This is a genomic window from Actinomadura rubrobrunea NBRC 15275 (genome assembly GCF_001552235.1).
GTDB lineage: Bacteria > Actinomycetota > Actinomycetes > Streptosporangiales > Streptosporangiaceae > Spirillospora > Spirillospora viridilutea.
Map to the genome: position 1 here is coordinate 1 of NZ_BCQU01000071.1, position 17,986 is coordinate 17,986.

General features: G+C 70.6%; 15 protein-coding genes and 2 pseudogenes. 9 read left to right on the top strand and 8 right to left on the bottom strand.

Annotation, left to right across the window (positions count from 1 at the left end; genetic code table 11):
- Together AR3_RS20705 and AR3_RS20710 are read right to left on the bottom strand one after the other, a co-directional pair.
- A pseudogene (locus tag AR3_RS20705) lies at window positions 1-180 on the bottom strand (hypothetical protein); the annotation flags it as partial.
- Complete coding sequence (locus tag AR3_RS20710; RefSeq protein WP_067915950.1) at window positions 173-1,843, bottom strand: acetyl-CoA carboxylase carboxyltransferase subunit alpha; 1,671 nt, start codon at window positions 1,841-1,843, stop codon at window positions 173-175. The pseudogene AR3_RS20705 and the gene AR3_RS20710, both read right to left, overlap by 8 nt.
- 207 nt (window positions 1,844-2,050) lie before the next feature.
- Here AR3_RS20710 and AR3_RS20715 point away from each other — a divergent pair, with 207 nt between their 5' ends.
- A complete protein-coding gene (locus AR3_RS20715) occupies window positions 2,051-2,281 on the top strand; it encodes a DUF6059 family protein (RefSeq protein WP_067915952.1) in 231 nt (76 codons plus the stop codon).
- 43 nt (window positions 2,282-2,324) lie between these two features.
- On the opposite strand, the gene AR3_RS20720 is transcribed toward AR3_RS20715, so the two are convergent.
- Window positions 2,325-2,822 carry a MarR family winged helix-turn-helix transcriptional regulator gene (locus AR3_RS20720; RefSeq protein ID WP_067915954.1) on the bottom strand — a complete coding sequence of 166 codons (498 nt, stop codon included), beginning with the start codon at window positions 2,820-2,822 and terminating at the stop codon, window positions 2,325-2,327.
- A gap of 75 nt (window positions 2,823-2,897) precedes the next feature.
- Entirely contained in the window at window positions 2,898-3,737 is an 840-nt protein-coding gene (locus AR3_RS20725) for a TIGR02452 family protein (protein ID WP_067915956.1), read from the bottom strand.
- Between the two features lie 147 nt (window positions 3,738-3,884).
- Here AR3_RS20725 and AR3_RS20730 point away from each other — a divergent pair, with 147 nt between their 5' ends.
- Complete coding sequence (locus AR3_RS20730; RefSeq protein ID WP_227023058.1) at window positions 3,885-4,793, top strand: DUF3152 domain-containing protein; 909 nt, start codon at window positions 3,885-3,887, stop codon at window positions 4,791-4,793.
- A gap of 133 nt (window positions 4,794-4,926) precedes the next feature.
- Here the strand turns inward: AR3_RS20730 and AR3_RS20735 are convergent, their stop codons facing one another.
- The 3 genes from AR3_RS20735 to AR3_RS20745 form a co-directional block, all read right to left on the bottom strand.
- On the bottom strand, window positions 4,927-5,190 hold the full coding sequence (locus AR3_RS20735) for a TFIIB-type zinc ribbon-containing protein (RefSeq protein ID WP_067915958.1): 264 nt from the start codon (window positions 5,188-5,190) through the stop codon (window positions 4,927-4,929).
- A 57-nt stretch (window positions 5,191-5,247) separates the two neighbouring features.
- The gene (locus tag AR3_RS20740; protein ID WP_067915960.1) at window positions 5,248-6,171 is read right to left on the bottom strand and encodes a phosphotransferase family protein; all 924 of its coding nucleotides are present in this window, start codon (window positions 6,169-6,171) and stop codon (window positions 5,248-5,250) included.
- Between the two features lie 88 nt (window positions 6,172-6,259).
- Window positions 6,260-7,909 carry an AMP-binding protein gene (locus AR3_RS20745; protein ID WP_227023057.1) on the bottom strand — a complete coding sequence of 550 codons (1,650 nt, stop codon included), beginning with the start codon at window positions 7,907-7,909 and terminating at the stop codon, window positions 6,260-6,262.
- Window positions 7,910-8,120: 211 nt separating this feature from the next.
- Here AR3_RS20745 and AR3_RS20750 point away from each other — a divergent pair, with 211 nt between their 5' ends.
- Window positions 8,121-8,678, top strand: coding sequence for an NUDIX domain-containing protein (locus tag AR3_RS20750; protein ID WP_067915964.1), 558 nt, complete (start codon window positions 8,121-8,123; stop codon window positions 8,676-8,678).
- A gap of 6 nt (window positions 8,679-8,684) precedes the next feature.
- On the opposite strand, the gene AR3_RS20755 is transcribed toward AR3_RS20750, so the two are convergent.
- The gene (locus AR3_RS20755) at window positions 8,685-9,602 is read right to left on the bottom strand and encodes a hypothetical protein (protein WP_067915966.1); all 918 of its coding nucleotides are present in this window, start codon (window positions 9,600-9,602) and stop codon (window positions 8,685-8,687) included.
- 93 nt (window positions 9,603-9,695) lie between these two features.
- Between AR3_RS20755 and AR3_RS20760 the strand changes: the two genes are divergently transcribed.
- The 6 genes and pseudogenes from AR3_RS20760 (at window position 9,696) to cas4 (ending at window position 17,970) form a co-directional block, all read left to right on the top strand.
- On the top strand, window positions 9,696-10,430 hold the full coding sequence (locus AR3_RS20760) for an SDR family NAD(P)-dependent oxidoreductase (RefSeq protein WP_067915968.1): 735 nt from the start codon (window positions 9,696-9,698) through the stop codon (window positions 10,428-10,430).
- A gap of 695 nt (window positions 10,431-11,125) precedes the next feature.
- Window positions 11,126-13,459: a CRISPR-associated helicase/endonuclease Cas3 gene (locus tag AR3_RS20765; protein ID WP_083951727.1), complete on the top strand. Its 2,334-nt coding sequence runs from the start codon at window positions 11,126-11,128 to the stop codon at window positions 13,457-13,459.
- A gap of 336 nt (window positions 13,460-13,795) precedes the next feature.
- Entirely contained in the window at window positions 13,796-14,539 is a 744-nt protein-coding gene (cas5c, locus tag AR3_RS20770; RefSeq protein WP_227023056.1) for a type I-C CRISPR-associated protein Cas5c, read from the top strand.
- A 7-nt stretch (window positions 14,540-14,546) separates the two neighbouring features.
- A pseudogene (gene cas8c, locus AR3_RS32325) lies at window positions 14,547-16,361 on the top strand (type I-C CRISPR-associated protein Cas8c/Csd1).
- An 89-nt stretch (window positions 16,362-16,450) separates the two neighbouring features.
- Window positions 16,451-17,314 carry a type I-C CRISPR-associated protein Cas7/Csd2 gene (gene cas7c / locus AR3_RS20785; protein WP_174545467.1) on the top strand — a complete coding sequence of 288 codons (864 nt, stop codon included), beginning with the start codon at window positions 16,451-16,453 and terminating at the stop codon, window positions 17,312-17,314.
- Entirely contained in the window at window positions 17,311-17,970 is a 660-nt protein-coding gene (gene cas4 / locus AR3_RS20790; RefSeq protein ID WP_067915974.1) for a CRISPR-associated protein Cas4, read from the top strand. The genes cas7c and cas4 overlap by 4 nt, the downstream gene beginning before the upstream one ends.
- The last annotated feature ends 16 nt before the right edge of the window (window positions 17,971-17,986 follow it).

Below are 17,986 nucleotides of genomic sequence, written 5' to 3' on the forward strand. Positions count from 1 at the left end.
GGCGGCGACCGGCGCGGCGGGCGCGGCGGCGATGTCCGGCCACTCCACCTCCACGCTCATGTCGCCCGCGCGGACGCGCACGCTCTTGAGCGGTCCGCCGCTGGCGCCGATCAGCTCGGCCGTCCGCCGGCACAGGTCCTCCAGCGTGCTCGCGGCGTCGCCGGTACGGTCCTCACTCATCTGCACCTCGCTCCTCCACGCCGTAGGCGGCGAACCGCGCCCGGCGGCGCCTCACCAGGTCCTCCGGGGCGGTGCCGACCAGCTCGGTCAACGTTGCGGCGAGCGCGTCGCGCAGCAGCTCGCCGGCGGTCACGGGGTCCTCGTGCGCCCCGCCGTCCGGCTCGGGCACGATCGCGTCCACGATTCCCTGGCGCAGCAGATCGCGGGCGTCCATGCGCAGCGCCGCGGCCGCCCGCGGGGCCTGCTCGCGGTCGTTCCACAAGATGGCGGCGCACCCCTCGGGGCTGATCACCGAGTAGACGGCGCCGGCGAACGCCAGCACCCGGTCGGCCACGGCCAGCGCCAGCGCGCCGCCGCTGCCGCCCTCGCCGAGGATCACCGAGACGATCGGCACCGGCAGCCCGCTCATCAGCCTGATGTTCTCGGCGATCGCCCACGCCTGGCCGCGTTCCTCGGCCTCGATGCCCGGATGGGCGCCGGGGGTGTCCACGAGCGTGACGATCGGCAGGCCGAGCTTGGCCGCCAGCCGCATCAGCCGCCCCGCCTTGCGGTACCCCGCGGGCGAGCCCATGCCGAAGTCGTGCGCGATGCGCTCGGCGGTGTCGCGGCCCTTCTGGTGGCCGACGATCATCACGGGGCGGCCGTCCAGCCGGCCGACGCCGCCCACGATGGCCCGGCAGTCGCCCGACACCCGGTCGCCGCGCAGCTCCTGGAAGTCGTCGACGAAGTGGCGGATGTAGTCGAGGGTCGTCGGACGCCGTTGGTGCCGCGCCAGCTCGACGACCTCCCACGGGTCCCGCACCGGCAGCTCGGCGGGGTCGCGGACCAGGCGTGGCGCGTTCCGCCGCGCCGGCGGCGACGCGGCGGGACGCGCCCCCAGCCGGGTGTTGAGCAGGCACGCCAGCGTCGGACGCAGCGCCGCGCGCGGCACGACGGCGTCCACGAACCCGCGCTCCAGCATGAACTCGGCGGTCTGGAAGCCGTCGGGGAGCTCCTGGCGGATGGTCTGCCGGATCACCCGCGGACCGGCGAACCCGATGCGGGCGCCGGGCTCGGCGAGGATCACGTCCGGCAGCGTGGCGAAGGACGCCGCCACCCCGCCGTAGGTCGGGTCGGTGATGACGGAGACGGTCAGCACCCCCGCCTCGTCCAGCTCGGCCAGCGCCTGACTGGTCTTGACCATCTGCATCAGCGAGAAGGCGCCCTCCTGCATCCGCGCCCCGCCCGAGGCGGTCACCAGCAGGAACGGCGCGCGGGTCCGCAGGGAGACCCGCGCCGCCCGGGCCAGCCGCTCGCCGACGCCGACGCCCAGGCTGCCTCCCATGAACCGGAAGTCCATGACGGCCGCCACCACCGGATGCCCGTGCACCGTCCCGGTGACGCAGGTGACGGCCTCGCGTTCGCCCGTGATCCGACGGGCGTCCGCCACCCGTTCGGGGTAGGGACGCGAGTCGACGAAGCCGAGGGGGTCCTCGGTCACGGCGACGTCCTCGAGAAAGGCCGCCGACCCTTCGTCCAAGAGCTGGGCGATGCGCTGGCGCGCGGTGAGCCGGGTGTGCGTCCCGCAGCCGGGGCAGACGCGCAGCAGGCGTTCGAACCGCTTGCCGTACGTCAGCTCACGGCACACGGGACAGCCGTACCACTGCGCCGCGTCTGTGGTCATCGTCTGCGCCTTCACCTGGGCAGAGTCGCCCGGGCGACTCAATGGCCACTGGAAGACGGCTGGACGTGGCGGGGCCGGCGGACGCGCGGCCGGCGCGGCGCGGGCACGGCCCACCGATCTTCCACCGCCCCTTGAGCGGTCCCCGTGACACTCCCCGTCCGTGAGCCGCGCTCACGGCGGACCGAGCGCTCAGGAGGGGAGGGCACGATGGGACGGGGCCTGCCTCGCCGACTGCTGCGGTACGTCTGGAGCGGCCTGGCCTACGTCGGGTACGGCATGGCGGGGGCGGTTCTCGGCGGGCATCAGTGGCATGCGGCGCGGACGCCGCCCACACCGTCCGTGCCGCCGCCGGCCCATCCCGAGCGCCTGGTGCCGGACGTCCCCCTCAGCGAAGAGGAGGCCCGCCTGTGGGCCCAGCTCGACGGCTTCGACCGGTGACGCGCGTGCCGGAGCGGTGTCGCGTCCGCGCTCCGCGGCACGGTCAGACGGTGGCGTCGAACGCCGCCGGTGCGGGGGTGCCGCCCAGCGCGTCGGCGTGCGCCAGCAGCGTCTGCAGGGCGCGCCTCAGCTCGATGGTGCGCGGGGCGTTGCGGCCGCCCAGCGGCTCCAGGTAGCGCTCCTCCAACTCGCGCACCTTCGGGACGGCGGCGGTCACGACCTCCATGCCGCGCGGGGTCAGCGCGAGCTGCACGGCCCGCGGGTCGTCGGGGTTGTCGGTGCGCTCGACCAGTCCGGCCTGCTCCAGCGTGCGGACCAGCCGGGAGATGTACATGGGCTCCAGCCCGCTGTAGCGGGCCAGCTGCCGTTGGCTGGGGCGGGCGCCGCCCACGGTCATGGCGTGCAGCGAGGCCACCACGGCGTACTGCGCGTGCGTCAGCCCCAGCGGCGCGAGCAGGCGGTCCATGGCGACGCGCCAGCGCAGCGACACGTGCCAGAGCAGGTAGCCGGTGGGCGGAGGAACGTCGTCCCGTTGTGCCATGCATTCAGTCTACATGTTTATTACTTGGTCCCAATTAACGCTTGCCCGGTATCCCAAATGCGAACGGACCGGGCGTCAGGCGGTCAGCGGGGCGAGGACGCGTTCGAAGGCGGCCAGGCGGGGCGCGCCCTTGGCGGTGTCCCACACGGCGAACACCACGTGGTCGAAGCGCCCGGCGAACTCGCCGCCCGGCGCCAGCGGGTCGGCGAACGCCCGCGCGACCTCCTCCGGGTCGTTGCGGAACACCCCGCAGCCCCACGCGCCCAACACCAGCCGCCGATGGCCGTGGTGCGCCGCCGCCGCGAGGATCTTGCGGGCGCGCAGGCGCAGCACCTCCGGGATCCGCGCGGCCGTGCGCTCGTCGCGGATCGCGCCGCGGTTGGGCGCGGGGGAGGTGAGGAACGCCACCTCGTACGGCTCCTCCAGCAGCCGCCCGGAGTCGTCGCGGAACACCGGGACGCCCGGAGAGTAGATCATGTGGTCGCTGTAGAGCAGGTCGCGCCGGGCGCGGTGGAACTCGTAGTACTCGGGGGCCGCCCGCAGCGACGCGTACAGCGCCGAAGAACGGGCCAGCCCCTCCTCCTGGGCGTGCGCGCCGTTGAGGAACCCGCCGCCGGGGTTCTTGGCGGACGCGAAGTTGAGCGCCAGCGGCGTGCGACCGGGCGCGCACAGGCGCCGGGCCGCCGCAAGGGTCGTCTCGCCCGTCACCTCGATGCGCGTGGCGGCGCCGGGCGCGGGCGGCAGCCCGGCCAGCAGCTCGTCGAGTTCGGCGGGACGGTGCAGCACGGTGCCGCGCACCGCCGCCGCGATCCGGTCCGCGACGGTCACGGTCCGGCCCGACGGCGCGGTGTACTCGCCGCGCTCGATGATGGCCACCGTCTGCCGGGCGGTCTGCCGCCGGGGATGTCTGCTCATGTCGGCAGGAGTGTGGCGGTCCGGTCTGGTCGCCGACAAGCGGTTTTCCGCCCCCCCTCGATGATCAGCGAAAACGCGCGATCTTCGTACAGCCGCGCCGCCGTCTGGCATCCTGGGCGGTCCATGGAGCCCCGAACATCGCGCCCCGTGCCCGACCGGCCGGACGCCAGGGAGGACGGGAGCGCCCCGTCGGCCCGCGGCGTCATCCCGGCCTTCGACGAAGAACTCGAACGGTCGCTGGGGCGCGGACGGCGGCGACGCGTCGGCGCGATCGCCCTGACCGCCGTGGTCTTCTTGCTGGCCGCGGCGGCCTTCGCCGGCATCGGCGCGGTCGTGCTCCACAGCGAGCTGCTCGGCGGCGTCCCGTCCGCCCACGCGGGGCCGACGACCGCGGTGCCGGACGACGGCGGCGCCGACGGCGCGTCGCGGCCCCGCGGGAAGACCGAGCCGTCGGCAACGCCCAGCCGCCGAACGGAACGCGGCCCCTACATTCCGCGTCGCGGCACGGGCGAGTTCACCCGTCCCAAAGGCGCGAAGAAGACGGTCGGCAGCGGAAGGCTCATGCGCTACATGGTCGAGGTGGAGGGCGGCCTGGGGCAGGACCCGGCCGAATTCGCCCGCACCGTCGACCGCATCCTGGCGCACCCGCGCGGCTGGACAGCCAGAGGAAAGGTGGCCTTCCGGCGCGTGGACCGCGGCCCGTACGACTTCGTGGTGCGCCTGGCCTCGCCCGGCACCGTCGACAAGCTGTGCGCCGCCTACGGCCTGGACACCGAAGGCGAGGTCAACTGCGCCGGCGGCAAGGAAGTCGTGGTGAACCTGCGGCGCTGGCTGCTGCTCAACCCCTACTACCAGGGCAGGCCCGACGAGTACCGCGCGCTGGTCATCAACCACGAGGTCGGCCACCGCCTCGGGTACGGCCACGCGACCTGCCCGGGCAAGGGCCGTCCCGCGCCGGTCATGCAGCAGCAGATCTTCGGCCTGAAAGGCTGCGTCCCCAACCCCTGGCCCTACGACCGCAAAGGCCGTTTCATCACCGGCCCCGCGGTGCCCTGACGGGCGAATCCGCGGGCGCGACCGGGGGGCGTTCCGCCTCGCGGGCCGCAAAATCCGCCCGGCGGCGCACCGCGACCTTCGTTCGGGCGGCACGCCGCCGGGACGGGCGTGACTCAGGACGTGAGCGGCGCGGTCAGGTCGAGAACAGCATGTGGAACAGGCCGCCGTGGTGCGGGCGGTAGTGCGCGGGCCCGTGGTGATGGTGGTGGACCTGGGCGGGCGCGCCCCAACCGGGGGCCGCGGCGGGCGGCGGCGGAGCCTGCTGACCCTCCAGACGGGTCAGCGCCTCCAGCTCCCCGTAGTCAAGGAAGATCCCACGGCAGTTGTCGCATTGCTCGATCTGGACGCCGCTCCGGTTGTAGGTCCGCATGAGACCGTGACACTTGGGGCACTGCATCGCCTGATCGTCCTTCCCTAGAAAGTCCGCGGGGCCAAATGTAGGGCAGGTCAAACGCTACGTCATTCCAGGTCCCGCCTCGCTGATGCGCCCGCAGGTGTCGACGAGCGCCTGTTCGTGCCCGTCGAGCGGGCGGCCGTCCGCCCGCGCCGATATGACGCACGTGGCGGCGATCTGGATCGCCAGAGTCCGCGCGGGCAGCTCCAGGGCCCGCCACGGGTCGCCCGTCGCCGGCACCGCCGGGCCGCCGGCCGCGCGGTAGGCGTCCAGGAAACGGGCCCAGTCGTCCGGCGGCAGCACCCCTGCCGAGTACAGCGCCGCCGGCCGCGCCAGGTCCCAGGCCGGGTCGCCGCGGCCCAGGTCCTCCACGTCGATGAACCGCCAGCCGCCGCCCGGCGCGCGGACCATCTGGCCGAGATGCCAGTCCCCGTGCACCAGACGGCGCGGCCGCCCGTCGTCGGGACCGCCGTCCGCCGCGCCGTCGCGGATCCACGCCGGCAGGGTGGCGAACGCCCGCCGCACCATGGCGGCCTCCGGACCGTCCGGCAGCCGCCGCACCAGCCGTCCCGCCCGGACCGGACGGCCCCACACCGGCGCGTCGTCCGGAAGCGGACGCGTGTGCAGGTCGGCCAGCAGCCGCCCCGCCTCCTCCCAAGGGGGAGCGTCCAGGCCGACCGGCTCCCCGTACGGCCACACGGTGACCACCCGGCCGTCCACCCGCAGCGGCCCGTCCAGCGGCGGCAGCAGCAGGTCCGGCAGCGCCGCCGCGACGCGCATCCTCCGCTCCAGCAGGGGCCCGTCGTCGCGGTCGGCGCGGTGCGCCTTGACGACCACGTCGCCGACCCGCACCACCAGCACCCCGCGCCGGTCGTACAGCGTCACCGCCTCGCCGCACCCTCCGGCCCGGGCCCGGCCGATCTCGGCGAGCCGGTCGGCAAGCGTCGGGGGACGCGCGGTCGAATCCGTGACGGGGGGATGCACGCGCCCAGTCAACCACCCACCGGTCGACGATCTCCATCTCCCGCGCGGAAGATGCCGCTCCGCCGTCCGCGGACGCCGACCGTACGGGTCACCCGGCGGCGGCGTCGCGCAGCCGACGGCGCATGACCTTGCCCAGCATGTTGCGGGGCAGGTCCTGCCGGGGCCGGAACTCCGTCGGGATCTTGTAGTGCGACAGGTACTTCTCGCAGTGGCGGTGCAGCTCGTCCGCCGAGAACGGGTAGGCCGGGTGCTCGACGACGTACGCCACGACGCGTTCGCCGCGCCGCTCGTCGGGGACGCCGACGACCGCGCAGTCGAACACCGCGGGGTGGCGACGCAGCACCTGCTCCACCTCGGTGGGGAAGACGCTGAACCCGCTCACCTTGATCATGTCCTGGCGGCGCTCCAGCAGGGTGATCCAGCCGTCCCGGTTCATCACCGCGATGTCGCCGGTGCGCAGCCAGCCCTTGGACAGCACGCGCGCGGTGGCCAGCGGCTGGTTCCAGTAGCCGGCGAACACCTGAGGCCCGCGCACCACCAGCTCGCCCGGCTCCCCGTACGGCAGCACCCGGGTCGGCTCCTCGTGGTCGACGATCACCGCGTCGGTCATCGGCAGCGGCAGCCCCACGGTGTCGTTGCGGGCGCCGCCGCCGAGCGGGTTGCAGGTCAGCGCCGGCGACGCCTCCGTCTGCCCGTACGCCTGGATGACCCGGTGCGCGTGGCCGCCCAGCTCGTCCAGCCGCTCCAGCGTCGCGGCGGTCAGCGGGCTGCCGCCCGACAGCATGATCCGCACCGAGTTCAGGTCGGACGGGCGGAACTTGGGGCTGGCCAGCACCTGGTCGTAGAGCGTCGGCACGCCGGGGAAGATGGTGGGCCGGTAGCGGCGCAGCGCCCGCACCACCTGGCGCTGGTCGAAACGGGGCAGCAGCACGATCGTGCCCGCCTTCATCACCGGCGCGACCAGACAGCTGATCATGCCGAAGCTGTGGAACAGCGGCAGCACGGCCAGCGTGACCTCGCCCCCGTCGACCCCCTCGAGGTCCCACGCGTGCTGCTGGCACGCGTTGACGACGAGGTTGCGGTGGGTGAGCATCACGCCCTTGGGACGGCCCTCCGTGCCGCCGGTGTAGGCGATGACGGCCAAGTGCCGGGCGGGGTCGAGCCGGAACTGCCGGACGCGCCGGTCCGCGGGCCGCTGCAGCTCGGCGAACGGCACCACGCCCGGGGCCGGAGGGACCTCGGCGGTCAGCTCCGCGCGGCGCCGCCGGGCCTCCGGCAGCGGCAGCCGCAGCGCCGCCCGCGCCGACACCGGCAGCGCGTCCTCCACGGAGGTGACGATGATGTGCTCCAACGGGGCGACGTCCCGCGCGGCCTCGACCGCGTGGAAGGAGCGATCCAGCACGACCGCGGCGCGCGGCGCGCAGTCGGCCAGCTGGTGGCGCAGCTCGGCGTCGGTGTACAGCGGGTTGTGCGGCACCACGATCGCGCCGCGCCGCAGCACCCCGAAGAACGCGATGACCAGCTGCGGGCTGTTGGGCAGCACCAGCGCCACCCGGTCGCCCGGTTGCACGCCGAGCCGGTGCAGTCCCGCGGCGAACCGGTCGACGGCCTCCCGCAGGTCCCGGTAGCAGATCCGGCGCCCGAAGAAGACCAGTGCGGTCTGCCGGGGATGCCGTGCGGCGGCGTCGTCGAGCAGACGGGGCACGGGGATCTCGGGGATCGGGAACTCGGCGGGCACCCCGGGCTGATACCACCGCAGCCACGGCCGTGATCGGTGTGACGACTGCCACATATCCGTGGATTCAATCACCTGTCCCGCCGACGTGTCCGCCCACTTCCGCATCGATTTCCGGTGGTCGAGGGCCGGTGGCCCAGGGGTCAGGGCGCGTTCGGCTCTCAGTTCCCGGTCCATGATGGGAGGGTACGGCGACGACAGGAGCGAGACTGCCATGACCCCTGAACCCGCGGTGCGCCGGGTGTCCTCCCGCGTGGTCTACGAGAACCGGTGGATGACGGTGCGCGAAGACCTCGTCCAACGCCTCGACGGCTCGCGCGGCATCTACGGGGTCGTCGAGAAGGACGACTACGCCCTCGTCGTCCCGGCGGAGCGGGACGGGTTCCACCTGGTCGAGGAGTACCGCTACCCGATCGGCCGGCGGACGTGGAACTTCCCGCAGGGCTCCCACCCCGACGGCGGCGACCCCGAGGCGCTGGCCCGCCGGGAGCTGGCCGAAGAGACCGGCCTGCGCGCCGGCACCATGACCCTGCTGGGGCGCCTGCACAGCTCCCACGGCACCAGCAACCAGGGCTTCCACGTCTTCCTGGCCACCGACCTCACCCCCGGCGAGCACGCGCGGGAACCGGAGGAGCAGGACATGCGGCAACGCTTCGTCACCCGAGACGAGTTCAAACAGCTCATCCTCTCGGGGGAGATCACCGACGACGCCACCGTCGCCGCCTACACGCTGCTGCTGCTCCATGAGGAGAAGACCGCCGGGCACGCCTGACACCCCCTACTCCTCGAGGAGCCGCCGGACCACCTCGGCGAACTGCTCGTCGCTCAGCAGCCGGGCCTTCGCGTTCTCCTCGTCGACCTCGGCCCGCACCGGCCGCAGGTCCGGCACGCCGCCGCTCGCCAGCGCGGCCCGCTCGTCCAGCTCCTCGTAGGCGCCCGGACGCCACCAGTAGAGCTGGGGGCTGATCGCCTTCTCTCCGACCTCGACGTGCCGGGCGGCGAGCGCCTGCGCGGCCTCCATCGCGGCGAAGACGGGCGCCTTGCCGAGCGGGTGGACGAGCAGCAGCTCAGGGATCGGGAACGCCACAAGCGCCCCGTGCGGCGCCTTGTCGGGATGCACATAGCGCTTGAGCACGTGCACGTGCGCACCGACGTAACGGTGCTCGCCGCCGATGTGCGTCAGCGGCACCCCGTACAGCTCGCGCGTCATGATGTGGTGCGGTTCGCCGTCCACCGACCGCGCCAGCGCCTCGGCGAAAGCCTCGTCGACGCTCCTGCCGTCCAACGCCGACTTCTGCAGCGGCACGATCGAGTCGGGATAGTCGACGACCACCGTCTCCAATAGGCCGGAAGCCAGCGGCCGCACCACCAACGCGTCCCGAACCTCCTCGGGGAAGGCGTCCTCGGGGTAGATCCGCACACGCAGACCGCCGCTATTTGAGCCGCCGTCCTCAAGCGACGCACCCGCACGCCGCACATCGGTCTCGAACCGCTCGACGAACTCGGCGGCGATCCCCGGCAGCGCCGCCATCGAGTTGCGCCCGGCGTGCCGACGCCACTCCCGCACGTCGACCTTGACTTGTTTGCCGTCCGGCGCGGTGACAACAGCGGTGCCGGCGTCCGGCAAGGCCGCCTCATAGCCGCGGTCGGCGAACGCCTTCAGCAGCGCCCGGCCCAGCACGTCGGGCTCGGTCATGTTCTCTCCCTGTCCGGATATATAGGTTCGGCCTGGGTACGACTCCCGGGACCGCCGGGCGGGTTCCGGGCCGGAGCAAGAAGGGGCGTCCGCATGGCCGAAACCGAGCTGGCCGGCAGCGTCGGGCTGCTGACAGGGGCCTCGGGCGGCATCGGCACGGCGCTGGGCCGCCGCCTGATCGCCGCCGGGGTCCGCACCGCGTTCGCCTACGGCACGCACGCCGAGCACGCCGAACGCCTCGTCGCCGAGGCCGCCAAGGCCGGAGTGGAAGCCGTCGCCCTGCCCGGCGACATGGCCGACCCGACCGTCCCCCGCTCCCTGGTCGAACGGACCACCGAAGCGCTCGGACCGGTCGACGTCCTGATCCCCAACGCCGGGTACGCGCCGCCACGGCACTACACCGAGGTCGACCTGGACACCTGGGACCGCAGCATCGCCATCAACCTCCGCGCGCCGTTCCTGCTCGCCCAGCGCGTCCTGCCCGGCATGGTCGAACGCGGCTTCGGGCGAGTGCTGTTCGTGTCGTCGGTGGCGGCGTTCACCGGCGGCGTCATCGGCCCGCACTACGCGGCCGCCAAAGCCGGGCTGCACGGCCTGCTGCACCACCTGGCATCCCGAGTGGCGGCAGACGGGGTGACCGTCAACGCCATCGCGCCCGCCTTCATCGAGGACACCCGCATGCTGCCGTCCACCGCCGACCCGTCCAAGCTGCCGGTCGCCCGCTTCGGCCGCCCGGACGAGGTCGCCGACCTGGCCATGGCCGTCCTCCGCAACGGCTTCATCACCAACCAGGTCCTAGCCGTAGACGGCGGCGCCTACCCCCGCTAACCCCCTCCCGCCCAGCCGCCCACCCCGCGGCGACGCCGGGTGCAGCCACGCACCTCTAGGCCGCGCCCCACGGAGATCAACGTTTCTGAGCGCTTGCTAAGTCCGCTTTATGGTTTCCTCTCGGAGGTGCCTTCTGTCCATTTCATTGCCTATCGCTGATCAGCGACGAAGCCAGGGAAGGGCTTCTCGAACGGCCCACCGCAGCCGAGACCTGCTTCAAGGCATCTGGCCGAATCCCTCCGCGTGCAGGTCGTGTCCTTGTCGCCTCGACAGGGGGTGAATGTCTACCAGATCGTCGAGGCCGTCGAGGTCGGGCAGCTCACCACGTCGGCGTACTTGAAGACCCTCGCCAAGATCGTGCCGAGCTTACGCTCCTCGGTCGCCTCAGCGGGTGACCGTCACGCGGCGTGCAGCATGTCGGCCGCGTCGTGCATGGTGCCGTCGACCTCCGCGCCGGTTGACCAGCGCAGGTGTCGGGTCCAACTAGCCAAAGGGGGGAAAGGGGTGGGGGTAAAACCGGCATTTTGGCCACTTCTCTTGGATGTGACTTGCGTGATCGCGGGTCCACGGGGGGCTGGGGCTGTGGAAAGTGTGTGGGAATGCGAAGTGTATGAGGGTGAGGCGGATATGGCGGTCGGGCCAGGTACTCGGCGGCCAGTGAAGATTGTCGGTGGCGGGATGTAGCTTCACCCGGTATGTCAGGTGGATCGTCGGGCAGGGCTGAAGCCCGGGGGCAAAGCAGTCAAGAGGCGGCCCAACTGTACGCCCATAGTCGCAGCGACGTGACGGGGCTTTGGCACACGCTGGAAGAGCACCTGCGCGGCTCGGCGGCGCTGGCGAGGTCTTTCGGTGACGTCTTTGGATGTGGCGCACTCGCCGAGTACTTGGCCTTGGTCCATGACGTCGGAAAGGGGACTTGTGCCTGGCAGGCGAAGCTGCTGCAAGTAGACAAGCAGGGCGGGGGACGAGTCGGCGTTCCGCACAAGCATGCAGGCACCTGGCTGGCCGCTCGGTATCTCCCTCAGCGGTTCGGCGCCGTGGTGCATGGACACCACGGCGGGCTTCCGAACATGAGTCGACTGCGTGACGAGCTGACCCGGATGCGGAAAGATCCACGCGAGGCGTCGGCCGTCGCCGAGGCGATCCGCCGGGTGGAGCAAGTCGTTCCCGAGATCCACCCTTCGCCGCCCCCTGCGTTGCCTCCGTGGCTGGAAGAGTGCCCAGTGCCCGAGCGCGGGCTGCGCTTGGATCTGCTGATGCGCATGGTGTTCAGCTGTGTGGTGGACGCCGACTATCTGGATACGAATGCGCACTTCAACGGCGAGAAGCCGCAGGTTCGGCCGACTGCGGACATGGGGGCGCTGCTCGCCCGCTACGAGCGCCGGCGTGAGCGCCTGTTGGCCGAGCGAGAGCCCTCGCCGGTGGATGCAATCCGCCAGGACGTTTACGAGCGGGCCTGCGCCGCCGCCGCGGGCGCGCCGGGGATGTATGTGCTGCATGTTCCGACCGGCGGCGCCAAGACCATCGCCTCGGGCGGGTTCGCACTACGGCACGCCGCCCAGCATGGTCTGGGGCGGGTCATCACGGCCGTCCCCTACATCTCGATCACTCAGCAGAACGCCGACGTCTACCGGGAACTGCTGGATCCGTCGCCGGGGACCGGCGAAGCACCCGTGGTGCTGGAGCACCACAGTTCGGTCGACGTGGACCGCAGGGAAGACAAGCGGCCACTGAGCCCGGAGCAGCAGGCGGAGGCCGAGGCTCGGGAGCGGATGGCCAGGCTTGCGGCGGAGAACTGGGACGCCCCATTCGTGATCACCACGACAGTCCAGCTGTTCGAGTCGCTGTTCTCCTGCAAACCCTCGGCGATGCGCAAGCTCCACCGGCTGGCACGCTCGGTCATCGTCCTCGACGAGGTACAGGCGCTGCCGGACCGTCTCCTGACCCCCATCCTGAGCGGGCTGAGAGGACTGGTGGAGCAATTCGGGGCCAGTGTCCTCCTGGTCTCGGCGACTCAGCCGTCCTTCTGGTCGCTCGAACGGTTCGAAGGCCTGGAACGCCGCAGCGTGATCGCCGACCCGCATTGGCTGTTCGATGAGCTGCGGCGTGTGGAGTACCGGTGGCTCCTCGGCGAGGAGGTGACCCTTGAGAGCGTCGCCGCGGAGGTGGCGAGTCACCGTCAGGTGCTGGCGATCATGAACACCACCACCGACGCTGCGGCCTTTCACCGACTTGTTGAGGAGCGCAGCGAGGACGATGCGGACGTACTCCACCTGTCGACCAGGATGACGGCCGATCATCGCCGCGAAGTGATCGACGAGATCCGGCGCACGCTGAAAGAAGGTCGACCAGTTCGGGTCGTGTCGACCCAGCTGGTAGAAGCTGGAGTGGACCTGGACTTCCCAGAGGTCTACCGAGCCTGGGCTCCGGTCGAGTCCATGCAGCAGGCGGCAGGGCGTTGCAACCGTGATGGACGGCTTCCCGCCGGCAGGGTGACGATCTTCCGGCCTACGGACGGCCGCCAACCACGAGACATGGTTTACCGGGCCGCGCTGGACGCCACCGACATGTACTTCGGGCCCGATCAAGCGGCCCCCGACGACCTGGACGCATTGGACCGGTACTACCTCCAGCGATACGCCTTCCAGCGAGGCGTCCCGGGCTCGGGGCTGGGCGAGGAGATCGAGGATTTGCGACGCAAGCTCGACTTCCCCGAGGTCGACCGCCGGTTCCAAATGATCGAGGAGGGGCGCAGCTGTGCCGTCGTCGTCATCCGGCGCGAAGAGGATCGGGAGGAGATAGAAGACGCCGTCTCCCGGCTGCGATCCGCCTACCCCTGTGGTCCTGAGGTTCTGCGGAGTCTGCAACCGCACACGGCCTCACTTCCACGCCATGAGACAGAGGCAGCGGTACGGCATGGCCTCGCGGACCCGGTGATCGGCGACCTCGTGCTCTGGCGCGGGGCCTACCACGAGCGTCGAGGACTGGACCCGATGGAACCGGAGGATTCGGGTCAGTACAACCTATGACGGGCCTTCTTTCGGTTCTGTGTCGAAACGTCCGTCTGCTGTCAACCGAATGGAAGAGGGAAGTCGTTGATCATGAATGCTGGGCACAACTGTTCGAGGAGGGACCTTCTGAAAGTCGCATAAGTCCGCGTAATCTGCGGCTATCGTAGTCATGTCGCGAGTCGCTAGCGTGTTCGATTGACGCTGTCCAAGCGCTCTGGGGCTCTTGCGATCCATGCTGCCCCTCTCGTCGTAGGAGGTTTTGGTATGGATTGTGTGTCCGAAATAGGGGGATTTGGTGGTGCTGTTTGAGGTCTCCCATGTCCGGCTGCTCGAGTGTGACTGGGGGAGTGCAGGGTGAGCACGGCAGTCCGTGAAAGCCGGTTGCAGCGACGGGGCAACGGCGGCTGGGCCTTTCCAGACTTGGTGGTGGAGGTCACCGGCCCGTGGGCCTGCTTCACTCGTCCGGAACTGAAGGTGGAACGGGTGAGCTACCCGGTGATGACCCCCTCGGCCGCGGTGGGGGTGTTGGAGGCGATCTTCTGGAAGCCGGAGTTTCGGTATGTGATCACCGCGATCGAGGTCCTCAAGGACATCCAGTGGATGTCGATTCGGCGCAACGAGGTCAAGTCCGTGATCACCGCTGCCGAGGTGTCGGCCCTGCGCAAGGACCCTCGACGGCGCTACGACGTAGAGGCCGACCGTGACCAGCGCTCAACTACGGCGCTGCGTGACGTGGCTTATCGGATCAGAGCGCAGGTCGTGGTGGCGCCGGATGCGAACGCGCCGGAGGAGAAGTACCGGGATCAGTTGCGTCGCCGAGTCGAGCGCGGTGCGTGCTTTTCCCAGCCGTTCTTGGGCTGCCGGGAGTTCAGCGCCGACTTCCGTCCTCCCTCTCCGGAGCTGAAGCCGATCCCGCGCACCGAAGAACTCGGGGTGATGCTCCACTCGATCGAGCGCCCGGCCGGGGGCGGTGAGCGGTACCGGTGGTTCCGCGCCCGGCTGGAGAACGGGGTGATGACCGTGCCGCTGCGCCCCTTGGGAGACGACGAAGTCGCGATGCCCGAGGCGCCGTGGCGGGCCGACGCGCGGAAGCGGTGAGGATCCGGTGCTGATTCACCGCTTGGTCGAATACGCCGAACGCCCTGGGAGCGACCTGCCGCCGCCCTACTACCGGCCCAAGCAGGTTCATTGGGTCCTCGTCGTCGACGAGCGAGGCGAAAGCGGGCGGTTCGTGGACCGTCGGCCGGCGAAGGGCTCGAAGGACCAGCCGTTGACCGTGAACGCCCCCTACGCCTACCGCTCCGGCAAGACACCACCGCCGTACCTGCTGGTGGACACCGCCCAGTACGTTCTGGCACGCCCCAAGTCCGACCTGTCCGACGGACGATCAAGCACCAAAGCCCAGGAAGAGGCGATTCGCCGCAACGGCGAATACGTCGCCCTGGTCCGCGCTTGGGCGGACAGCGCCCCCGAAGAGCCCTTGGCTCAGGCAATGCGCCGATTCGTGGACGCCGGAGGGCTGCGCTCTCTCCCCGTGCCAGAAGAGGTGGCGCATGGAGACAACGTCGCCGTCATGATCGCCGGACAGTGGCTGCATGACCTGCCATCAGCCCGGCGCGCGTGGGCCGAGGTCGTGCGCGACCGCAAAGGCGGCGCACGTGAGATCTGTCTGGTGTGCGGGGACGAGGGTGACCTGCTCGCCACCATCCCCGAGAGCATCAAGTCAGGAGCGATCCCCACCAGCGGCCCGGGAAAGGACGCCCAGCTCATCAGTATCAACACTGCTGCGCAAGGACGCGGAGGCGTCCTCCAGTTGGCCAACACCCCGGTGTGCGAGAGATGCGGGTCACGGGCGATGGCGGCCTTGAACTCGCTGCTGGCCGATCCCGACCGCCGACGCAGAGACAGCGAGTCGGTGACCGTCTGGTGGACACGCGAGCCCGTCGAGGACGATCCGCTCGGGGCGCTCGACGATCCGACGCCGGAGACGGTGGGGCGGCTGCTGGACTCCTTGCAGCATCGGCCCGACCCCATCGCCGCCGAAGAGGTGGACACCAACGCCTACTAAGCGCTGACCCTGGGAGTGAACAACGCCAGGGTGGTCGTCCGCGACTGGCTGGACATTCCGCTGCCCAAACTCCGGGACAACATCGCCCACTGGTTCCGCGTCCACCAGGTCTTCGACGGTTGGAGCGGGACCTACCAGCATCTGCCCATCTGGCGGCTGGCCGCCTCCACCGGACGGTGGGACACCAAAGCGAAGAAGTACGCGGCTCGCACCGCGCTCCACGGAGTGGACTCGGCCTTGCGCCGGGCGGCCATGCACCGCACACCTCTGCCCGCCCAGCTCCTTCCCCACCTGCTTCAGCGCATCCGGGCCGATCACCGGCTGGACGCGCCTCGGATCGCGCTGCTGCAGCTGATCGTCAACCCACCCGGCAAAGAAAGAACGACCACGATGCCCGACTCCGAGGCGCCCAGCCACGGTGAGAACACCGGAGGCACGCTCCAAGCCGAGCCCAGCCAGGCATATCTGTGCGGCAGAGCCTTCGCCATCTTGGAGGACATTCAGCGTGCGGCTCTGCCGAAGCTGAACGCCACGATCGGTGACAAGTACTTCGGCACCGCGATGACCGCCCCCGCCGCGGTGTTCACCAACCTTCACCGTGGTGCGAAGGCGCATCTCAAGCGTCTGCGGCGTGACAGGCCCGGTACCGGTGTGGCGCTGGAGAGGAAACTGACCGAGGTGTTCGCGGCGATCGACCGGGCCGGACCGATTCCCACGATGCTGACGATGCGCCAGCAGGCCGACTTCGTCCTCGGCTACGAGCGTCAGCGTGCTGAAGACAACGCCGCCCGCGCCGAGTACAAGGCCATGAAGGAGCAAGACGGGGCGGACGACCACGACGACGGCGACTGACGCCCCGGCGCCGCCGAACGACCATCACGATCTCGCCTCGGCCACCGCACGATGGCCGAGGGCCGGTTCATAGCCAGGAGAGACATCTGATGACCTCCCCTCACCTCGACCCTGCTCGCAAGCACGATTTCGTCTTCTTGATCGAAGTCCGTGATTCCAACCCCAATGGGGATCCCGACAGCGGCGGCATGCCCCGCATCGACCCTGTCTCCGGCCAGGGACTGATCACCGACGTGGCCATCAAGCGCAAGATCCGCAACATGGTGGCGCTGTTCAACGAAGAACGGCGCCGTCCCGGCTACGACATCTACGTCGAGGCCGGAGTCGCCCTCAACGCCCAGCACGAGCGCGCCTACGCCGAGCTCGGCGAGGACGCCTCCGAAGCCGACGCCCGCCAGTGGATGTGCCGCGCCTTCTACGACGTTCGCATGTTCGGCGCGGTCATGACCACTGGCAAGAAGGGCAAGCAGGCCGGCCGGGTCCAGGGACCCATGCAGCTCACCTTCTCCCGCTCCATCGACCCCATAACCCCGCTGGAGTTCGGCATCACCCGCGTCACCCCCACCAAGCAGGAGGACCTCAAGGAGAAGACGACCGAGATGGGCTCCAAACACCTCGTCCCCTACGGCCTGTACCGGGGCGAGGGGCACTTCAGCGCCCCGCTGGCCGCCCGCACCGGCGTGAGCAGCGCCGACCTGGAAGAGTTCTGGCGCGCCTTCACCCTGATGTTCGACCACGACCGGGCGTCGGCCCGCGGCGAGATGAACCTGCGCGGCCTGTACGTCTTCACCCATGACGACCAGTACGGCCGTGCCCCCGCTCGAACCCTGCTGGATCTGGTCCAGGTCAAGGGGCCGGGAGACGCCACCGCCCGCTCCATAGAGGACTACACCATCGAGGTCAACGACAACGCCCTGCCTAACGGCGTCACACTCACCAGACTCATCGGATGACCACCAACACCACCGCTCGGCCAGAGGGGGGCCTGGTGCAGGTCCCCCTCTCCGCACTCGAGCACCACGCCTACTGTCCCCGCCAGTGCGGGCTGATCCTGCTGGAGGACGCCTTCGTCGACGACGCCGCAACTCTGCGCGGAACGCTGCTGCACCAGCGCGTCGACACGTCCGGCAATCAAGGGCGCGGCACCGTGCGGACCCTGCACGCTCTCCCCGTCTGGCATGACGGCCACGGGCTGACCGGCAGATGCGACACGGTCGAACTGCACGCCGACGGCACCATCCTGCCTGTAGAGCACAAGTCCGGCCGCTACCACCCCGACGGCCCCGCCGACATCCAAGTCGCTGCCCAGGCCATGTGCTTGGAGAGCATGTTCAAGCGCCCCGTGCCGCAGGCGGCCGTGTACTCGGCGGCCGACCGCAGGCGCCACATGGTTGTCGTGGATGACGCCCTGCGTGCCCTTGTAGTCGAACACACCCGGGCTGTGCGGACCATGCTCAACAACAGCCGACTGCCGCCCCCGTCGGCCGACATCCGCTGCCGACGCTGCTCCATGGCCACCGACTGCATGCCGAAAGTGCTCGCCGGCACCCGACGCTTCCGACGCGCCCTCAAAGCCTTGTACACCATCGACGACCAGGACCACCCGTGACCCCACTCCCGCGAGG